Consider the following 16,394-nt stretch of genomic DNA (forward strand, 5'->3'; position numbering starts at 1 on the left):
TCAGGCTTCCAGGTCGGCGGCGGCGACGTGGTCGCTGTAGTAGGCGAACAGTGCGCGCAGCGCTTCTTCCATGCCGACCGTGGGCTTCCAGCCGAGTTCGGCCACGGTGTTGCGGATGTCGGGCACGCGCTGGAGCACGTCCTGGTAGCCGACGCCGTAGTAGTCGGCGGCGGCGACGTCGATCAGCTCGACCTTGGCCGCTGCATCGCGGTACTCGGGCAGCGAGGCAGCGAGGCTCAGCATCATGTTGGCGAGCGCGCGGATCGAGTGGTTGTTGTCGGGGTTGCCAATGTTGTAGATCTTGCCGTCGGCGATGCCGTCCTTGTTGGCAATGATCTTCACCAGCGCGGAGATGCCGTCGTCCACGTAGGTGAAGGCGCGCTGCTGGCTGCCGCCATCCACCAGCCGGATCGGCTCGCCGCGCACGATGTGGCCCAGGAACTGGGTGATCACGCGGCTCGAACCTTCCTTCGGTGCATGGAGGCTGTCGAGGCCGGGGCCGATCCAGTTGAAGGGGCGGAAGAGCGTGTACTGCAGTCCCTCCTGCTGTCCGTAGGCATGGATCACGCGGTCCATCAGTTGCTTGGCGCAGGCATAGATCCAGCGCGGCTTGTTGATCGGGCCGTAGACGAGGTTCGTTGCCTCCGGATCGAAGGCCGCGTCGGTCGACATGCCGTAGACCTCGCTGGTCGACGGGAACACCACGCGCTTCTTGTAGCGCACGCACTGGCGAATGATCGGCAGGTTGGCTTCGAAGTCGAGCTCGAACACGCGCAGCGGCTCGCGCACGTACGTGGCCGGCGTGGCGATCGCGACCAGCGGCAGCACCACGTCGCACTTCTTCACGTGGTATTCGATCCACTCCTTGTTGATGGTGATGTCACCTTCGAAGAAGTGGAAGCGCGGGTTGTCGAGCCATGGTGCGACACGGTCCGACTGCATGTCCATGCCATGGACCTCCCAGTCGGTGGTTTCCATGATGTGGCGCGTCAGGTGATGGCCAACGAAGCCGTTGACGCCGAGGATCAGGACTTTGAGCATGTTTTGGTTTCCTGGATAAATGGGAGATTCAGGCGTCGGCCGCAAGCCAACTGCCCGAGGAAAGGGTTTCGAATGTGCTGGCGTCGAGCGGCTCGCTGTCGCCATCGCGCCGCGCCGACAGCACGCGCAAGGCGTGGCCGTCGTCCGCGATCAGCCAAAGCACCGCGCCGTCGTGCCACAGGCGCAGGCCGCGGCCGGGCGCGTCGGGCAGGACATCGGTGCGCAGGGTGCGCTCGATGAAGATGCGCTGCCCTCCGAACGACGCGAACGCCGGCGGGTAGGGCGGCGCGACCGCGCGCACCAGGTCGTGGATCTGGCGTGCACTCGCGTGCAACGGAATGCGCCCGTCTTCCGGACGCCGCCCGCCGAAGTATCGGCCCTGCGAGAGGTCCTGCGGACGCTCCACCGCCGTGCCGTCGAGCATGGCAGGCAGGGTCCGCGCGAGCACGATTTCCGCTGCCAGCGTCACCTTGCCGAAGACCTCGTGCGCGGTGTCGTCCGAGAGGATCGGCACTGCGAACTGGTCGACGATCGCGCCGTTGTCGGGCTTCTCGGTCATGCGGTGCAGGGTCGCGCCGGTCTCGCGCTCGCCGTGCAGGACCGCCCAGTTCACCGGTGCGCGGCCGCGATAGCGCGGCAGCAGCGACCCATGCATGTTGAACGCGCCGCGCCCGGGCAGATCGAGCCAGTCGCGCTTGAGCATCTGCCGGTAGTAGAAGGAGAAGAGGAAGTCCGGCTGCATGGCGCGCGCGGCCTGCAGCAGCTCCGGATCGTGCGGGTCCGCTGGCGTGACGCAGCGAATGCCGCGCTCCGCCGCGACGGTGGCCACGCTGTGGAACCAGATCGTCTCGCCGGGCGAGTCGGTGTGCGTCACCACCAGCGGCACGTCCACGCCGGCGTCGAGCAGCACGCGAAGGCAGCGCACGCCCACGTCGTGATAGGCAAAGACGATGGCGCTGGGTGCGCGTTGTCCAGTGCTCATTGACGGCGCTCCAGCACGGCATTCACCTGGTAGCGGGGCCGGGCCCGGACCTCCTGGTAGATGCGGCCGATGTATTCGCCCAGCAGCCCGATGCCGAACAGCGCCAGACCGACCAGCAGAAACACCAGCGCGAACAGCGTGAACACACCGCCCACTTCAGGCCCGAGGAAGAGCCGCCGTCCGGCCAGGATCACGAACAGCACGCCCGACAGCAGCGAAACGATGATGCCCAGCATGGAGAAGGCCTGCAGCGGCACCAGCGAGAAGCCGGTGACGAGGTCGAAATTCAGGCGAATGAGGCTGTACAGCGAATACTTCGATTCCCCGGCGTGGCGCGCCTCGTGACCGACTTCCACCTCGGTCGGGTTCTTCGAGAACTGATAGGCCAGCGCGGGGATGAAGGTGTTCATTTCTTCGCACTGGTTGATGAGCTGCACGATGTCGCGGCTGTAGGCCCGCATCATCGAGCCCTGGTCGTTCATGACGATGCCGGTCAGGCGAAAGCGCAGCCGGTTCATCGCGCGCGAGGCCCAGCGGCGCCAGGCGACGTCCTGCCGGTTGCGGCGGACGGTGCCGATGCAGTCGAAGCCCTCGTCCATGGCGGCGAGAAGCAGGCGAATGTCCTCGGGCGGGTTCTGCAGGTCGGCATCGAGCGTGAGCACGCGCTCGCCGCGGCAGTGCTCGAAGCCCGCGAGGATCGCGCGATGCTGGCCGAAGTTGCCGTTCAGCAGGATCACGCGCGTGACGTCGGGCCGGAGCTCGAACTGCTGCGCCAGCAGCGAGGCCGAGCGGTCGCGGCTGCCGTCGTCGATGAAGACGATTTCGTAGCTGATCGCCAGCGCGTCCAGTGCCGGGTACAACCGGTCGAAGAGCGCGGCCAGGCCGAGCTCCTCGTTGTAGACCGGGATCACGACGCTCAGCGTCGGGCGGTCCTGGGCGACACTTGGCCGCGTGACTGCGGGGTGGGCTGCGTCGTTCATGGTCGTCGTCACCTCCTGTCAGGACAGTGCGGCGGTCACCGTGGCGACCGCGCCGCACACGCGGTCGACGTCGGCGTCGGTCATCGCCGGGAAGAGCGGCAGCGTGATCGTACGCGCGCCGATGTCCTCGGACACCGGAAAGTCGCCGGCCTTGTGGCCGCGCTGCCGGAAGAGCGAAAAGAGATGCATCGCCGGGTAGTGCACGCCGACGCCGATGCCCTGCGCCTTCATGCCGGCAATGAACTCGCCGCGGCGCGGTGCGAGCGCGGGCGGCAGCAGCGGCTGGAACATGTGCCAGTTGCCGTGGCCCTCGGGATCCGCCGGCGGCAGGGCGAAGCCGAGCGCCGGATCCCAGCGGGCGAAATAGCGCTCGGCGAGTTCGCGCCGCCGGCGGTTGAAGTCATCGACCTGGCGAAGCTGGCCGAGCCCGATCGCGGCAGCCACATCGGTGAGATTGGCCTTGCTGCCCCAGGCCTCGACCTCCATGCCGCCGTCCGGAAGGCGCGTCACGCCCTGCAGGCGCAGCTTCTCGAACTGCCGCGCTTCTTCCTCGTTGTTGAGCACCAGGCAACCGCCTTCGGAGGTCGTGAAGTTCTTGTTCGCGTGGAAGCTGAACGAGACCAGGTCGCCGAAGCTGCCGATCTCGCGGCCGCCCCAGTTCGCGCCGAAGGACTGCGCCGCGTCCTCGATCACGCGCAGCCCGTGCTTGTCGGCGAGGGCGTTGAGCAGGTCGCGATCGACCGGCAGGCCGGCCAGGTCGACCGGAATCAGCGCGCGGGTGCGCGGCGTGATGGCGCGCTGCACCTGGTTCAGGTCGATGTTGCGAGTGGCCGGATCCGTGTCGACGAAGACCGGCGTTGCGCCGACGGCGAGCACCACATTGGCGGTCGCGACCCAGCTCAGCGGGGTGGTGATGACTTCGTCCCCGGGCCCGATGCCGCACAGCCTCAGCCCGAGTTCGAGCGAGGCGGTGCCGGAGTTGACGAGCCGGACCGGGCGGCCGCCCAGCCGCTCGGAGAGCGCGGCTTCGAGCTGGGCGCACTTGGGGCCGGTCGTGATCCAGCCGGAACGGAGCACATCGCCGACCTCGGCGATCGTGCGCTCGTCGATCGACGGGCGGGTGAAGGGTAGGAAGGACTGGTTTTTCATTTTTTGAGGACGACGACGCGTCGCTGATCTTCGAACACGGTGCGCATCTGCAGGCCGCGCTGCTGGAGTTCCAGCCAGGTCGGCTTCGTCATGTACGCAGCGGCCTGGGGCAGGGCTTCCCACTGTGCGGCGAATTCGTCGAGGGTCTTGATCCACCGCTGGGGTTCCACCGATTCGCCCAGGGCGAATTCGTCCTGGTAGTCGACCAGGACCACGTTGCGGCCGAGGTAGAACGGAAGCGTCTGGTCATAGGCTCGGATGGCGAAGACGGGCGTCTCGGGCGTGATGTGCGGCTGCAGCGCCGCGGCCAGCGGCGCGGCGCTCTTGAGTTGGCCGTAGTTGTTGTGCGCCTGGATGACCATCAAGTTCGCGACCAGATGCGCGAACGCGATGCAGAGGATGGCTGCCGTGACCTTGTGCCGGCCGAGGCACCACCATGCGGCCGCCGCGCCGACGAGGAAGATCGCCGCGCCCAGCCGCACTGCGTTGGCGAGGGGTTGCAGCACCTCGATCGGTGAATTGACGGACGCGAAGCGCGCGGGATCGATCGCCAGGCCGAGCAGCAGAATCCAGACGAGCGCCGGCAGCAGCACGTGCCAGCGCAGGGCCGAAGCGGAGGTGTTGCGCAGCTGCATGGTCACCAGCAAGGCCAGCGCCGGGAACATCGGCAGGATGTAGGAAGGCAGCTTGGAGCCGGACGCGCTGAAGAACAGGAAGATGAAGACGCACCAGACGAGCAGCACGTCGCGCACCTTGATGCGCGATCCGCTTTCCTCGGCGGCGGGGTCCTTGCGGAACAGCCACGGCAGGGCGCCGGTCCAGGGCAGCATTCCGCCCAGCAGGAGTGGCACGTAGTACCACCACGCGCCCTCGCGCTGATGCACCTGCGTCAGATACCGCGCGAAGTGCTCGTGGATGAAGAAGAATTCCGCGAAGCTCGGGTTTCGCATCGAGACCAGCACGAACCACGGTGCCGCGAGTGCGAAGAAGATCGCCAGGCCCGACGCCCAGTGCATACCCCGCCATAACCCCATGTCGCGTCGCCACAGGCTGACAACGACCAGCACCGCGCCGGGGATGACGATGCCGACGAGTCCCTTGCTCAGCACGGCGCCGGCCATCGCGGCCCAGGCCAGCCAGATCCAGCGGCGGCGTGCGCGCAGGTCCGGGGTGGCATGGGCCAGCAACACGGCGGACAGCGCGAGCGTGAGGAACAGCGTGAGGCCGGAATCGAGCGTCAGGAAATGGCTGTTCCCGATGATCCAGGTCATCGACGCGGCGATCGCCAGCGCCTGGATGCCGGCCTCGCGGCCCCAGAGGCGGCCGGCGGTGAAGCCGACGGTCAGCAGCGTGAGAAAGCCCGCCACGCCCGGCCAGAGTCGCGCGGTGAACTCCGACACGCCGATGCTGAGGAATGCCAGTGCGCCGATCCAGTACTGCAGGATGGGCTTCTCGAAATAAAGAAGGCCGTTCAGCCGCGGCGTGACCCAGTCGCCGGTGCGCGCCATTTCGAGCGCCAGCGAGGCGTAGCGGCCTTCGTCGGGGCTCACCAGCGAACGGGTGCCGAGCGTGGCGAACCACACGAGGGCCAGGACCGCCAGAAGCGCAAGCAGGCCCAGCGAAGTCCGTGCGGTGGCGCTGCGTGAACCCGGCGTGGCCGGGGGATTCCGTCGGGAGTCAGTCTCGGCGGCAGTTGCGCCCAAAGCCTGGTGGGCTATTGTTTTCATGAATCGTTGGCAGGCAGGAAGTCAAAAGTGGCGTGTCGAGACAGGGCCTTGTCCTGCGAAGCCGCCCCGAAGGTGCCGTATCCGGATGAATCTCAGGTGAACACAACCACGGACCGGCGGACTTGGGACGTCAGTCCGACAGCCCCGCGCGCGCCAGCTCCACATCCAGGCGCTCGCGCGCATCGGCCGGTTCGAGGGCCGCTGCCTTCTCGTACAGTCGCGTCGCCTCGGCCATGCGCGCTTCGCCGTGCAGCATCAACAGCCCGCGAGCATATTCCATCAGCGCGCTGGCCGAATGCGGATTCAGCTGGAGGCTGCGCTCGAACAGCTCCACCGCCGTCTCCGCACGCACCCCGTAGGTCATGCGGCCGACCAGGCTGCCGACCTTGTCGATGACCTCGGCATGGAAGGCCCCCAGTGCGATGTGGGCATCGGCATGCCTCGGTTGCAACTCGATCACGCGCTCGAGCGCGCCCTTGACCTTCGAGCCCAGGCCCTGGGCCAGCGCGCGTGCCACGCTGATGCCCTGGCTGTAGCGGCCCAGCGCGTACGCCTGCCAATAGAGCGCCAGGCAATTGTCCGGCTCGGCGGCCGCTTGCGCGGAGGCGCGTTCGGTCACCTGCTTGAACAGCGCGAGGCGCACGGCTTCACGCGGCTCGAGGTAGTTCGCATAGATCGCGGTGGCCTGATTGGCGAGCGCCAACCCGTCGGGACCTTGCTTGAGGGCCAGCGCGACGGCCTGCTCGAATTCTCCGCTGTGATAGAGCGCCCAGCCATCTGCCAACGCACCGGGCGCGGGCGGCGCCACGCATTGGCCGGCGTGCAGCCGCTCCCATTTCGCGAGCAGGTTGGAGCGATCGAAGCGTGGGGCGTCCTGGTAGGGCAGCCGGGTCCACGGCCCGGACAGGAGGCCGCCGCCGGAGGCCTGCACGGTGGTGGGATGAAGATCCGATGGCGTCATTCGTGGAAGAGCGAGGTCAGACCGTGGCGGAATGATCTTCGCCCGAATAGGCGTTGCTCAGTGTCAGCAAATGCCTCCGCTGCTCCGGCGCCAGATAAGGCGCCAGCAGATGCAGCGTGTGGTGGGCGCCGCGCAGCAATGCGCCCTGGGCATGCGCGGGCTCCAACGCCTCTCGGGGATTGCGCACGTACTCGTAACTGAGCCAGTAGGTGAGAACCACGACCATGCTTTGTGCGAGCGTGTCGACCTCCGGGGCCTCGATGCCCAGATGCCCGGCGCGGCTGAGGCCGGCAAGCAGGGTTTGGATTGCGCGCGACTTATTCTTTAGTACTACTTGAAACTGCGTTTCGAGATGCCGGTTCTTGCTCAGGAGATCGTTGAGGTCGCGGTAGAGAAAGCGGTAGCGCCAGATCAGCTCGAACAGGCTGTGCATGAAGAACCAGGCATCCTCGACGTCGTTCACGCCTTCGCTGGCGTGCAGCAGTTCGTTGAGTTCGGACGCGTAGCCCTCGAAGAGCCGGTTGATCAGCTCGTCCTTGGCCGGGTAGTGGTAGTAGAGATTGCCGGGGCTGATACTGAGCTCGCTGGCCACGAGCGTCGTCGACACGTTCGGCTCCCCGAAGCGGTTGAAAAGGTCAAGCGCGGCTTCGAGGATCCGTTGTGCAGTGCGGCGTGGCGCTTTCTTGGCCATGTCGTAGCCCCGGGGGTGTGTCTCTGGCGGACACTCTAGCGCAAGTCCTCGATGGCGGGGCGTGGATTCGCGGCTGATCGAGAGGCAGCGCAGGGTCGGGCGCTTCAGCCGCCGGCGGACTTGTGGCGCTGCGAGGGCTTGGATGCGGTGTCGGCGGACTTGCGCGTCGCCGTCTTGCGCGGTGCCGCGCGCGCGGGCTTGGCAGCGCCGCCCTGGCGCCGCAATTCCGCTTCGAGCGCCTCGACGCGCGCCTGGAGCGCGGCCACTTCCAGCGCCGACGGCATGCCCAGTTTTTCGAGCGCACGCGCGACGCGGTCCTCGAAGATGTTCTCGAGCTTGCCCCAGCCGCCCGCGGCGCGGTTGCTGAACTCGCTGGCGAAACCGGTCATGCGCGCCTGCGCCTGGGCCAGCGTTTCCTCGGCGGCTTGCTGCGTTCGCTTCTGGACGCCAACGCCGTCCTTCACGAGCGCCTCGAATGCCTTGCTGCCTTCCTGCTGCATCTTCGCGAAAGCGCCGAGGCCGGCCAGCCAGATCTGTTGGGCCGAGTCCTTGATGCGGTCGGTGGCAGCGGAGGCGGCGTCTTCACTGCTTTGGGATGGCTTTTCCATGGAAGGATCTCCGGATGTGAATAGCCCGACTGTATGGCACTGGTCGCCGGGTGATTAGGGCGGCGTGCCCAACCTCAAATGTGGTGCTGCAGAAGCACATGAATGTCGTCGCGCATTGCGTCCACCCGGCTTGCGACGACCTTCTGGATCTGCGTCCAGTCGGAACTTGCCTGAATCGGGTCGGTGTTGGTCGAAACAAGCTTCATGACCCCGAGCGCGCAGACGATCGCAGTGACGACCGTCAAGGCTGCCGAGGAGGCTGTCGCGCGTCTGCCTGCGCGAGGGCTTTGGCGGGCGGGCGCAACGCGCAGGTGCTGCAGCCAGAAGCCGGGTTTCCCTTGGGCGAAGTCGAATTCGAGCACGACCGCCCGCGGATTGCGTCGATCGTTCAGGTGCGCGGACAACCTGAAGTCGAACTTTCCGTCCCGATAGGGCTTGCCGTTGATTTCCACGAGGGGCGCGGTGTCCACGGGCCACGAACCTGGGCGCAGAGGAATGACGATCGTCGCAAACGGACCTTTCGCGGCCGCGCCGGCGGGGGCGGGGTCGTGCCACCCGAGGGTGAGCCACCCCGGCGGCAGGCTTTGATCGCGGAACGTGTGGTCGCGGCTTGCTTCGAGTGCAGGCAGGTCGGGCAACCCGGGGTTCTGCGCATCCAGTCCCCAACGCGCCCTGAAGGCGCGATCCAGCGCGTCGCCGGGATACGAAGAGGCCTTGGGCGCGGAGTTTGGCGAGTCGGCGCAGAGACTTGCCATGCACTCGATCGATGCGATGCCCGGGCCAACCGTCATCCATTCGGAGCAGCTCGCCGGCAAGACCGCTCGATTGTTTCGATCGGCCTCGATCAGAGGGATCGATTCCTTCGCGAAGTACGACGCCTCGAGCAGTGCGCCGGAGGAAAGGCTGCAAACGAACTCTAGGTTATCTGCGCAAAGAAGGCTGTAGATGTTGGCTTCCGACCATGCGACGTTCGGGATCCGGGCGGAGAGCGCCCTGAGGTGTCTCTGGTCGGGTTCGTAGGGGTGAGGCTTGACGACGAGCAAGTCCACACGTTCGGCCAATGCCTTGACGGCTTCGCTCACGTCGGCGGGGCGGGCGATCTCGCCTTCTTGAACCAGCGCCAGATCGATGACCGTCTGACCGCAAAAGAGCCCGATGCGCAGATCAGCGCCGAAGAGGTTGGAGGCGCCCCGCCGCGCAAAGTAGCCCTTCAGCGCGGTGGCTTCGTTCCAGTAGGTTTCGTCGTCGATCTCCCAGTCGGAGAGCGCCGTCTGGATACGCCTGTCGTTGGTGCGAACGCAAAAGGCCAGATGCGAGGCGAAACGCCTCGGCGAGATCTCGACGTCGATGAAGGAGGTGCCTTGCCGGTCGAGCCAATGCATCAGGGACGGGGTAAGCCCCCAGCCGATGACCAGGGTTCCGGCACCCAACCTGGGAACGAGGCCCGCGTCCACGAGCGGCGCGAGGTCGGCAACGCAGCTCCTGGCCCAGCCAGCCGGGCTTTGTGAGAGGCCGAGCGTGCGCATCATCGTGGGGACATCGAGCGTCCCGCCTTCGGACCGTGCGCAAATGTCACGGCAAGGGATTCCCAGACGACGGGCCGGAAGTCCGAACGTTCGTCGAAGAAAGCGCCGGTTCGCGGGGTGCGATGCCACCAGGTTGTCCGGGGAGCGAAAACAGTCGTCCATGAAGACGATCTCTTCGAATCGCATGGGGCTCAGTTCCTTCAAGTGTTTTTTTTTCTTGTGTCAGATGCCACCTGCGCGATTCGAACCGGGCGCCGGGTCGCGGTTCCAAGCTTTACCGGGTCTTAACGGAGTCTTAACGCTTTCAGTTCGTGACCCAAGCCGAGTCAGGCAAAAGTGCTATCGAGAGTGGCGCTCTCTCGGCTCCAGGGGCGCGCCCTGGGCCGATGAGATAATTTCCGATTGGTCGTCTGCGGGCGATCGCACATTTAGAAACAGTAGGAACCCGCATGATCCTCGTGACCGGTGGTGCCGGCTTCATCGGCGCCAATTTCGTCCTGGAATGGCTGGCTCAATCCGGTGAAGCGGTCGTCAACCTCGACAAGCTCACCTATGCCGGCAACCTCGAGACGCTCGCGTCGCTGAACGACAACCCGAATCACGTTTTCGCGCACGGCGATATCGGCGACAGCGCGCTGGTCGATCGGCTGCTCGCGGAGCACAAGCCGCGTGCGGTCATCAATTTCGCAGCGGAATCCCATGTGGATCGCTCGATCCACGGGCCGGAGGATTTCGTGCAGACCAATGTGCTCGGCACGTTCCGTCTACTCGAATCGGCGCGCGGCTACTGGAGCGCGCTGCCGGCGGACTCGCAGGCGGCATTCCGCTTCCTCCACGTCTCGACCGACGAGGTCTACGGATCGCTCTCGCCCACGGACCCGGCCTTCACTGAAGAAAACAAGTACGAGCCCAACAGCCCGTATTCGGCGAGCAAGGCGGCGAGCGACCATCTCGTGCGCGCCTGGCGCCACACCTATGGCCTGCCGGTGCTGACGACCAATTGCTCGAACAACTACGGGCCGTTCCATTTCCCCGAGAAGCTCATCCCGCTGATGATCGTGAATGCGCTCGCGGGCAAACCCCTGCCGGTTTACGGCGACGGCATGCAGGTGCGCGACTGGCTCTACGTCAAGGACCATTGCAGCGCGATCCGGCGCGTGCTCGAGTCCGGACGGCTGGGCGAGACCTACAACGTGGGCGGCTGGAACGAGAAGCCCAACATCGAGATCGTGAACACCATCTGCGCGTTGCTCGACGAACTGCGCCCACGGGCCGACGGCAAGAGCTACCGCGAGCAGATCACCTTCGTCACCGACCGCCCCGGCCACGATCGCCGCTACGCCATCGATGCGCGCAAGCTCGAACGCGAGCTGGGCTGGAAGCCCGCCGAAACCTTCGACACCGGCATCCGCAAGACCGTCGAGTGGTATCTGGCCAACGGCGAATGGGTGCGCAACGTGCAAAGCGGTGCCTACCGCGAATGGGTGCAGAAGCAGTACGGCGCACCCGCGAAGGCGGTGGCATGAAGCTCCTGCTGCTCGGCAAGGGCGGACAGGTCGGTTGGGAGTTGCAGCGCAGCCTGGCGCCGCTGGGCGAACTGGTGGCGCTCGACTTCGACAGCACCGAGCTGCATGCCGATTTCTCCCGGCCCGAGTCGTTGGCCGACACGGTTCTCTCGGTGCGGCCGGACGTCATCGTCAATGCGTCAGCGCACACGGCGGTCGACAAGGCCGAAAGCGAAGTCGAACTGGCGCGCACGCTGAATGCCACCGCGCCCGGCGTCGTCGCGGCGGCGGCGCAGCAGATCGGTGCGCTGATGGTTCACTACTCGACGGACTACGTCTTCGACGGCAGCGGCAGCACGCCCTGGAAGGAAGACGACCCGACCGGCCCGCTCAGCGTGTATGGACGCACCAAGCTCGAAGGCGAAAAGCTCGTGGCCGCGAACTGCGCCCGGCACCTGATCTTCCGAACGAGCTGGGTCTACGCGGCGCGTGGCGGCAACTTTGCCAAGACCATGCTGCGCCTGGCCCGGGAGCGCGATCGCCTCACGGTCATCGACGACCAGCATGGCGCGCCGACGGGGGCCGAGCTGCTGGCCGACGTGACTGCGCACGCCATCCGCGAAACCTTGCGCGATGCGGCCAAGGCCGGGCTCTACCACCTCGTGGCGGGCGGCGAAACGACATGGCATGGCTATGCGCGCTTCGTGCTCGAACAGGCGCGCGCCGCGGGCATCGAGCTCAAGGCTTCGCCGGAGACGGTCGACCCGGTTCCGACCAGCGCCTTCCCGACGCCCGCGACCCGGCCGCACAACTCGCGCCTGGACACGCGCAAGCTTCAGTCGACCTTCGGCCTCGTGCTGCCGCATTGGCAGACGGGCGTGACGCGCATGCTGCGCGAAACACTCTGACAGAGGAGCTCAAGAAGAACATGACGCAACGCAAGGGCATCATCCTCGCCGGCGGCTCCGGCACGCGGCTGCACCCGGCCACGCTGGCCATCAGCAAGCAACTGCTGCCGGTCTACGACAAGCCGATGATCTACTACCCGCTGAGCACGCTCATGCTGGGCGGAATGCGCGACATCCTCGTCATCAGCACGCCGCAGGACACGCCGCGCTTCCAGCAGCTGCTGGGCGACGGCAGCCAGTGGGGGATCAACATTCAGTACGCCGTGCAGCCGAGCCCGGACGGCCTGGCGCAGGCCTTCATCATCGGCGACAAGTTCATCGGCAATGCGCCGAGCGCGCTGGTGCTGGGGGACAACATCTTCTATGGACACGATTTCGTCCACCTGTTGTCCGATGCGGATGCGAAGCAGGCCGGCGCGACCGTGTTCGCCTATCACGTGCAGGACCCCGAGCGCTATGGCGTCGTGGCCTTCGATGCCAACGGCAAGGCCAACAGCATCGAGGAAAAGCCAAAGAAGCCCAAGAGCAGCTACGCGGTCACGGGCCTGTATTTCTACGACAACAAGGTCGTCGACATCGCCAAGGGCATCCGGCCCAGCGCGCGGGGTGAGCTCGAGATCACCGATGTGAACCAGGCCTACTTGGACCGCGGGACGCTGAACGTCCAGATCATGCAGCGCGGCTACGCGTGGCTCGATACGGGGACGCACGACAGCCTCATGGAAGCCGGGCAGTTCATTGCGACGCTGGAGCACCGGCAGGGGCTCAAGATTGCGTGCCCGGAGGAGGTGGCGTGGCGCAGGGGCTTCATCACCACCGAGCAGCTCACGGCGTTGGCCAAGCCGTTGGAAAAGAGCGGCTACGGCATGTACCTCAATCGCTTGCTGACTGACGGGATCCACTCATGAAGGTCACTCCGACGGCGATTCCCGACGTTCTCATCCTGGAGCCCAAGGTGTTTGGTGACGCGCGCGGGTTCTTCTTCGAGAGCTTCAACCAGAAGGTTTTCGACGAGGCGGTTGGAAGACATGTGGAGTTCGTGCAGGACAACCATTCGCGGTCGGCGAGGGGAGTACTGCGGGGGCTGCACTATCAGATTCAGCAGCCTCAGGGGAAGCTGGTGCGCTGCGTACGTGGCGCGGTGTTCGATGTTGCCGTCGACATTCGGCGGTCGTCGACGACCTTCGGCCGGTGGGTCGGCGTGGAGCTAAGTGAAGACAACCATCGACAGCTTTGGATCCCGGAAGGATTTGCGCACGGGTTTCTCGTGGTGAGCGAGGTTGCGGAGTTTCTCTACAAGACCACCGCGTTTTATTCGCCCACTCATGAGCGTTGTATTCTGTGGAGCGATCCCGAGCTTGGTATCGATTGGCCTGACACGGGTATCGCGCCCCAGCTTTCTGGCAAGGACGCCGCAGGGAGCCGTTTCGACGGCGCAGAGCTTCCGAGCTAGATTCGCGCGTCCGCGGGGCGTTGAATCAAGGGCCTCGCGGACGAGTCACGCGCCACCATCGCGGCGCGAGAGCCTGGTCTGCTACCCCGCCGAGAACGTGTCGTCCGACCGGGACCGTAGGGAGACGCCCCGTCTGCATTCAAGCTGAGCATCACTCAAGCCGATCACTCGATACTGGAGGCCGAAGGTCGTGTCGCCGAGCTCGAAGTCGAGTTCAACTCTCGAGATTTCGTAGCTCAATTCATGTGCGCACAGCGTGCGAGACGCGAGTATCGCTTCCCGCCCATCCATGACGTCGATGGCCACCAACGGCGTCGATTCGCCGCCCGCCTTGTCAGGTGCCCGCAGATCGAACCCGACGCTGTAGCTGCCCTTTGGCAGTGGCATATAGGGGCCGAACATGAGTGCCCCCGACTCGCCCTTTGAACGCAGCCATCGAGTGCCATCGACCGTTACCGGCAGGCCGACGTTTGTCTGCATCCTGCCTACTCGGTCCGGCCAGGCGGCACGGAACACCTTTTCCACGAGCGCTGTCATGCGCAGGCTGTCTGGCGTCTCCTCCGTCTTTCGAGCGACGATCCACCAGGAGAAGGAGTCATCGGGCGCGGTGATCGCATCGCGGATGCGACGAGCCATTGGCCAAGGCTTGTCAGGCGACAGTTGATCGAACGGCAGGCGGGTGCCCTGCCTGGGGTCCGCGCACAGCCACATTCCTCGGACTTGCTCGACCTTGAAACCCGCGGCAGCGATGAGTTCCGTCGCTTCAGCAGGCGTAAATTCAAGGATGTGCTCCGGATGGCTCCAGTTCTGTACGCTCGTGATCAATCGATTCGGGCTGTCAATGACAAGGATGCCGCCCGGCTTGAGCACCCGATGGCTCTCCAAGAGGAAGGCGCCGATGTCGTGGGGCCAGAGGTGCTCGATGTTCTGCCCTGAGAACAGAACGTCGCCCACGCCGGTCGCAATGGATGACATGTCTCCTGCCGTGTTAGCGATCCATTCCACGTTTTCGGGAAGATCAGTCGGCTTGGGCGAGTAGTACTCGATGCCAATGTGCTTCAACGGCGCGCACTTTTCCTGCACCCATTCGAAGTACCAAGTGCCTGCACAGCCGACGCTGATGAAACAGGGAACTCGCTGAGGCAGTCGGCCCAACTCCTGCCCACGCAAGTGATGAAGCAGATGATTGAAGTTCTTCTGTGCGACATCGATACCTGCATCGGAGAATGCCTTGCTCCGCGGCTCTGGCGCCTCGGGTCTCAGAGTGCGTCTCAGATTGTCCTGAAGCGAGATGGGCAAGGCGCGGAAGAACGGCCTTGCGATCGATTTCGTCATCGTTCTGAAGATTGTCATCGGGCTCCCGCCTAAAACGACCATTCTTGACTGAATCAGTTTGGCGCACCGTCCGGACTAGCCCGAGTCCAAGACGGAACAACATCTTCAACGGACACGATTTCATCAACCTGTTGTCCGAGGCGGATGCGAAAGGTGTCGGGGGCGACGGTGTTCGCCTTCACGTGTGGGACCCCGAGCGCTATGGCGTCGTGGCCTTCGATGCCAAGGGCAAGGCCAGCAGCATCGAGGAAAAGCTGCAGAAGCCGAAGAGCGGCTATGCGGTCACGGGCTGCACTTCTACGACAACGAGGTCGTCGACATCGCCAAGGGCATCAGGCCCAGCCTCGACGAGAGCTCGATATCACCGATGTGAACCAGGCCTACCTGGACCGAGGGACCCGCGCCGGCGCATGAGAAGTCCACCGTTTGGAACGACCCGTCGATTGGCATCGGGTGGCCTGACATTGGAAACATCTGCATAACCCGGCGCTGACCCGAATTCGCTTGACGTTCGAAGGTTCTGACAGCCCCGTAGCCTCGAGCGACGGGCGAAACGGCGCTCAAGCGCCCTTACGCAACACAAAGACAATCGACTTGCCAATCCGATGCATCAAGACCTTATCCAGCAATCTCGACATCGGGACCATCAAGCCGTCCCAGAGCTTTACCTGCTTTAGGCTTGGCGTTCCGGACCTGAGAACGAACCTATTCGCCAGGCTGGCGAGCATTCCTACACTGTCCAGATAGCCGATTTTCACGATTTCGAAGTTCTTGGGCTTGATCGCGATGAGGGAGTTGCGGTCGTATCTTCGGAAATGGCCGATCTTCTTGTCGAACTCGGTATAGAGGTACGTGTGCGCTGGGGCGACCACCACGATGTGGCCGCCTGGAACTAAGAAGTTCGAAATGGTTTCCAACTCCTCCCTGTCGTCCTTGATGTGCTCGAGCACGTCAATATAGAGGGCGGTGTCAAACAGGCTGCGCGGGTCTAGATCGCGCGAGATACCGCAGACGATTTCATAGTCGGCGGGAATCGCCCCCTCAAGCTGGGCGCGCCGAATTTTCTTCGCTTGCTCAGGGTCCGGCTCCAGTTCGACCCAGCGATCGAAACGCTGCGACTTCAGCGTCTGTGCCGTCGCGCCGATTCCGGCGCCGACATCCACCACGGACTTTCCGATGTATCTAGAGATAGCGTTGGACCAGTACGCCTTCCAGTTAGTAGCATGGGAGAAGACCTCCAGTTCCGATCCAAGATAGTCGATGTTTGTTGTCATGCCCGAATTGTCTAGGAAAAGTGTCTGCGGCCCCGAGCCATTCGCGCCACGGAGGTCTCAGGAGGGCATATCGCCTGTATCGACCAGTTGATGTCGACGGTGCGTTCGTTTGGCACACGACGCGTTCCGAGGCGGGGACAGTCCCGATGGCTCGCGGAATCAAGCAAACGGACACTGGTCCCAATCGGCTGTCCAGCAGGTCGCTGAGTACCGTGCCGCTCAGTCTCCTTCGGGATGTGGAACTAGGTCACGGA

The 16,394-nt window shown here is 64.7% G+C and carries 15 protein-coding genes and 1 pseudogene; 5 read left to right on the forward strand and 11 right to left on the reverse strand.

Annotated elements, in window-relative coordinates:
• From BLW05_RS11375 to BLW05_RS11415, 9 genes are all read right to left on the reverse strand, one after another.
• Positions 1–1,041: a bifunctional UDP-4-keto-pentose/UDP-xylose synthase gene (locus BLW05_RS11375; RefSeq protein ID WP_093162608.1), complete on the reverse strand. Its 1,041-nt coding sequence runs from the start codon at positions 1,039–1,041 to the stop codon at positions 1–3.
• 28 nt (positions 1,042–1,069) lie between these two features.
• Positions 1,070–2,023 carry a formyltransferase gene (locus BLW05_RS11380; RefSeq protein ID WP_093162609.1) on the reverse strand — a complete coding sequence of 318 codons (954 nt, stop codon included), beginning with the start codon at positions 2,021–2,023 and terminating at the stop codon, positions 1,070–1,072.
• Positions 2,020–3,003, reverse strand: coding sequence for a glycosyltransferase (locus BLW05_RS11385; protein WP_093162611.1), 984 nt, complete (start codon positions 3,001–3,003; stop codon positions 2,020–2,022). Before BLW05_RS11385 ends, BLW05_RS11380 begins: the two co-directional genes overlap by 4 nt.
• An 18-nt stretch (positions 3,004–3,021) precedes the next feature.
• Positions 3,022–4,152 (reverse strand): DegT/DnrJ/EryC1/StrS family aminotransferase, encoded by a 1,131-nt coding sequence (locus tag BLW05_RS11390; RefSeq protein ID WP_093162612.1) that lies wholly within the window; start codon positions 4,150–4,152, stop codon positions 3,022–3,024.
• Positions 4,149–5,879, reverse strand: coding sequence for a glycosyltransferase family 39 protein (locus BLW05_RS11395; protein ID WP_093162614.1), 1,731 nt, complete (start codon positions 5,877–5,879; stop codon positions 4,149–4,151). The genes BLW05_RS11390 and BLW05_RS11395 overlap by 4 nt, the downstream gene beginning before the upstream one ends.
• 130 nt (positions 5,880–6,009) lie before the next feature.
• A complete protein-coding gene (locus tag BLW05_RS11400; RefSeq protein ID WP_256330197.1) occupies positions 6,010–6,840 on the reverse strand; it encodes a tetratricopeptide repeat protein in 831 nt (276 codons plus the stop codon).
• 16 nt (positions 6,841–6,856) lie between these two features.
• Entirely contained in the window at positions 6,857–7,531 is a 675-nt protein-coding gene (locus tag BLW05_RS11405; RefSeq protein WP_093162615.1) for a TetR/AcrR family transcriptional regulator, read from the reverse strand.
• 104 nt (positions 7,532–7,635) lie between these two features.
• Positions 7,636–8,139 (reverse strand): phasin family protein, encoded by a 504-nt coding sequence (locus tag BLW05_RS11410; protein WP_093162617.1) that lies wholly within the window; start codon positions 8,137–8,139, stop codon positions 7,636–7,638.
• 74 nt (positions 8,140–8,213) lie between these two features.
• Positions 8,214–9,851 carry a hypothetical protein gene (locus tag BLW05_RS11415; RefSeq protein ID WP_093162618.1) on the reverse strand — a complete coding sequence of 546 codons (1,638 nt, stop codon included), beginning with the start codon at positions 9,849–9,851 and terminating at the stop codon, positions 8,214–8,216.
• A gap of 263 nt (positions 9,852–10,114) precedes the next feature.
• Between BLW05_RS11415 and rfbB the strand changes: the two genes are divergently transcribed.
• Genes rfbB through rfbC form a run of 4 tightly spaced genes read left to right on the forward strand, consistent with a single transcriptional unit; the run spans position 10,115 to position 13,531 of the window.
• Complete coding sequence (gene rfbB / locus BLW05_RS11420; protein ID WP_093162620.1) at positions 10,115–11,191, forward strand: dTDP-glucose 4,6-dehydratase; 1,077 nt, start codon at positions 10,115–10,117, stop codon at positions 11,189–11,191.
• Positions 11,188–12,078 (forward strand): dTDP-4-dehydrorhamnose reductase, encoded by an 891-nt coding sequence (gene rfbD, locus BLW05_RS11425; protein ID WP_093162621.1) that lies wholly within the window; start codon positions 11,188–11,190, stop codon positions 12,076–12,078. Before rfbB ends, rfbD begins: the two co-directional genes overlap by 4 nt.
• 20 nt (positions 12,079–12,098) lie before the next feature.
• A complete protein-coding gene (gene rfbA, locus BLW05_RS11430; protein ID WP_093162623.1) occupies positions 12,099–12,986 on the forward strand; it encodes a glucose-1-phosphate thymidylyltransferase RfbA in 888 nt (295 codons plus the stop codon).
• On the forward strand, positions 12,983–13,531 hold the full coding sequence (gene rfbC / locus BLW05_RS11435) for a dTDP-4-dehydrorhamnose 3,5-epimerase (RefSeq protein ID WP_093162624.1): 549 nt from the start codon (positions 12,983–12,985) through the stop codon (positions 13,529–13,531). The genes rfbA and rfbC overlap by 4 nt, the downstream gene beginning before the upstream one ends.
• Before the next feature lie 81 nt (positions 13,532–13,612).
• Here the strand turns inward: rfbC and BLW05_RS11440 are convergent, their stop codons facing one another.
• Positions 13,613–14,884 (reverse strand): class I SAM-dependent methyltransferase, encoded by a 1,272-nt coding sequence (locus BLW05_RS11440; RefSeq protein ID WP_177142626.1) that lies wholly within the window; start codon positions 14,882–14,884, stop codon positions 13,613–13,615.
• Between the two features lie 77 nt (positions 14,885–14,961).
• On the opposite strand from BLW05_RS11440, the pseudogene BLW05_RS36410 reads away from it, so the two are divergent.
• Positions 14,962–15,259: pseudogene (locus BLW05_RS36410) on the forward strand (sugar phosphate nucleotidyltransferase); the annotation flags it as partial.
• A 167-nt stretch (positions 15,260–15,426) separates the two neighbouring features.
• Here the strand turns inward: BLW05_RS36410 and BLW05_RS11450 are convergent.
• Complete coding sequence (locus BLW05_RS11450; RefSeq protein WP_093162627.1) at positions 15,427–16,140, reverse strand: class I SAM-dependent methyltransferase; 714 nt, start codon at positions 16,138–16,140, stop codon at positions 15,427–15,429.
• Positions 16,141–16,394: the final 254 nt, after the last annotated feature.

Source organism: Variovorax sp. YR216, assembly GCF_900107745.1.
GTDB lineage: Bacteria > Pseudomonadota > Gammaproteobacteria > Burkholderiales > Burkholderiaceae_C > Variovorax.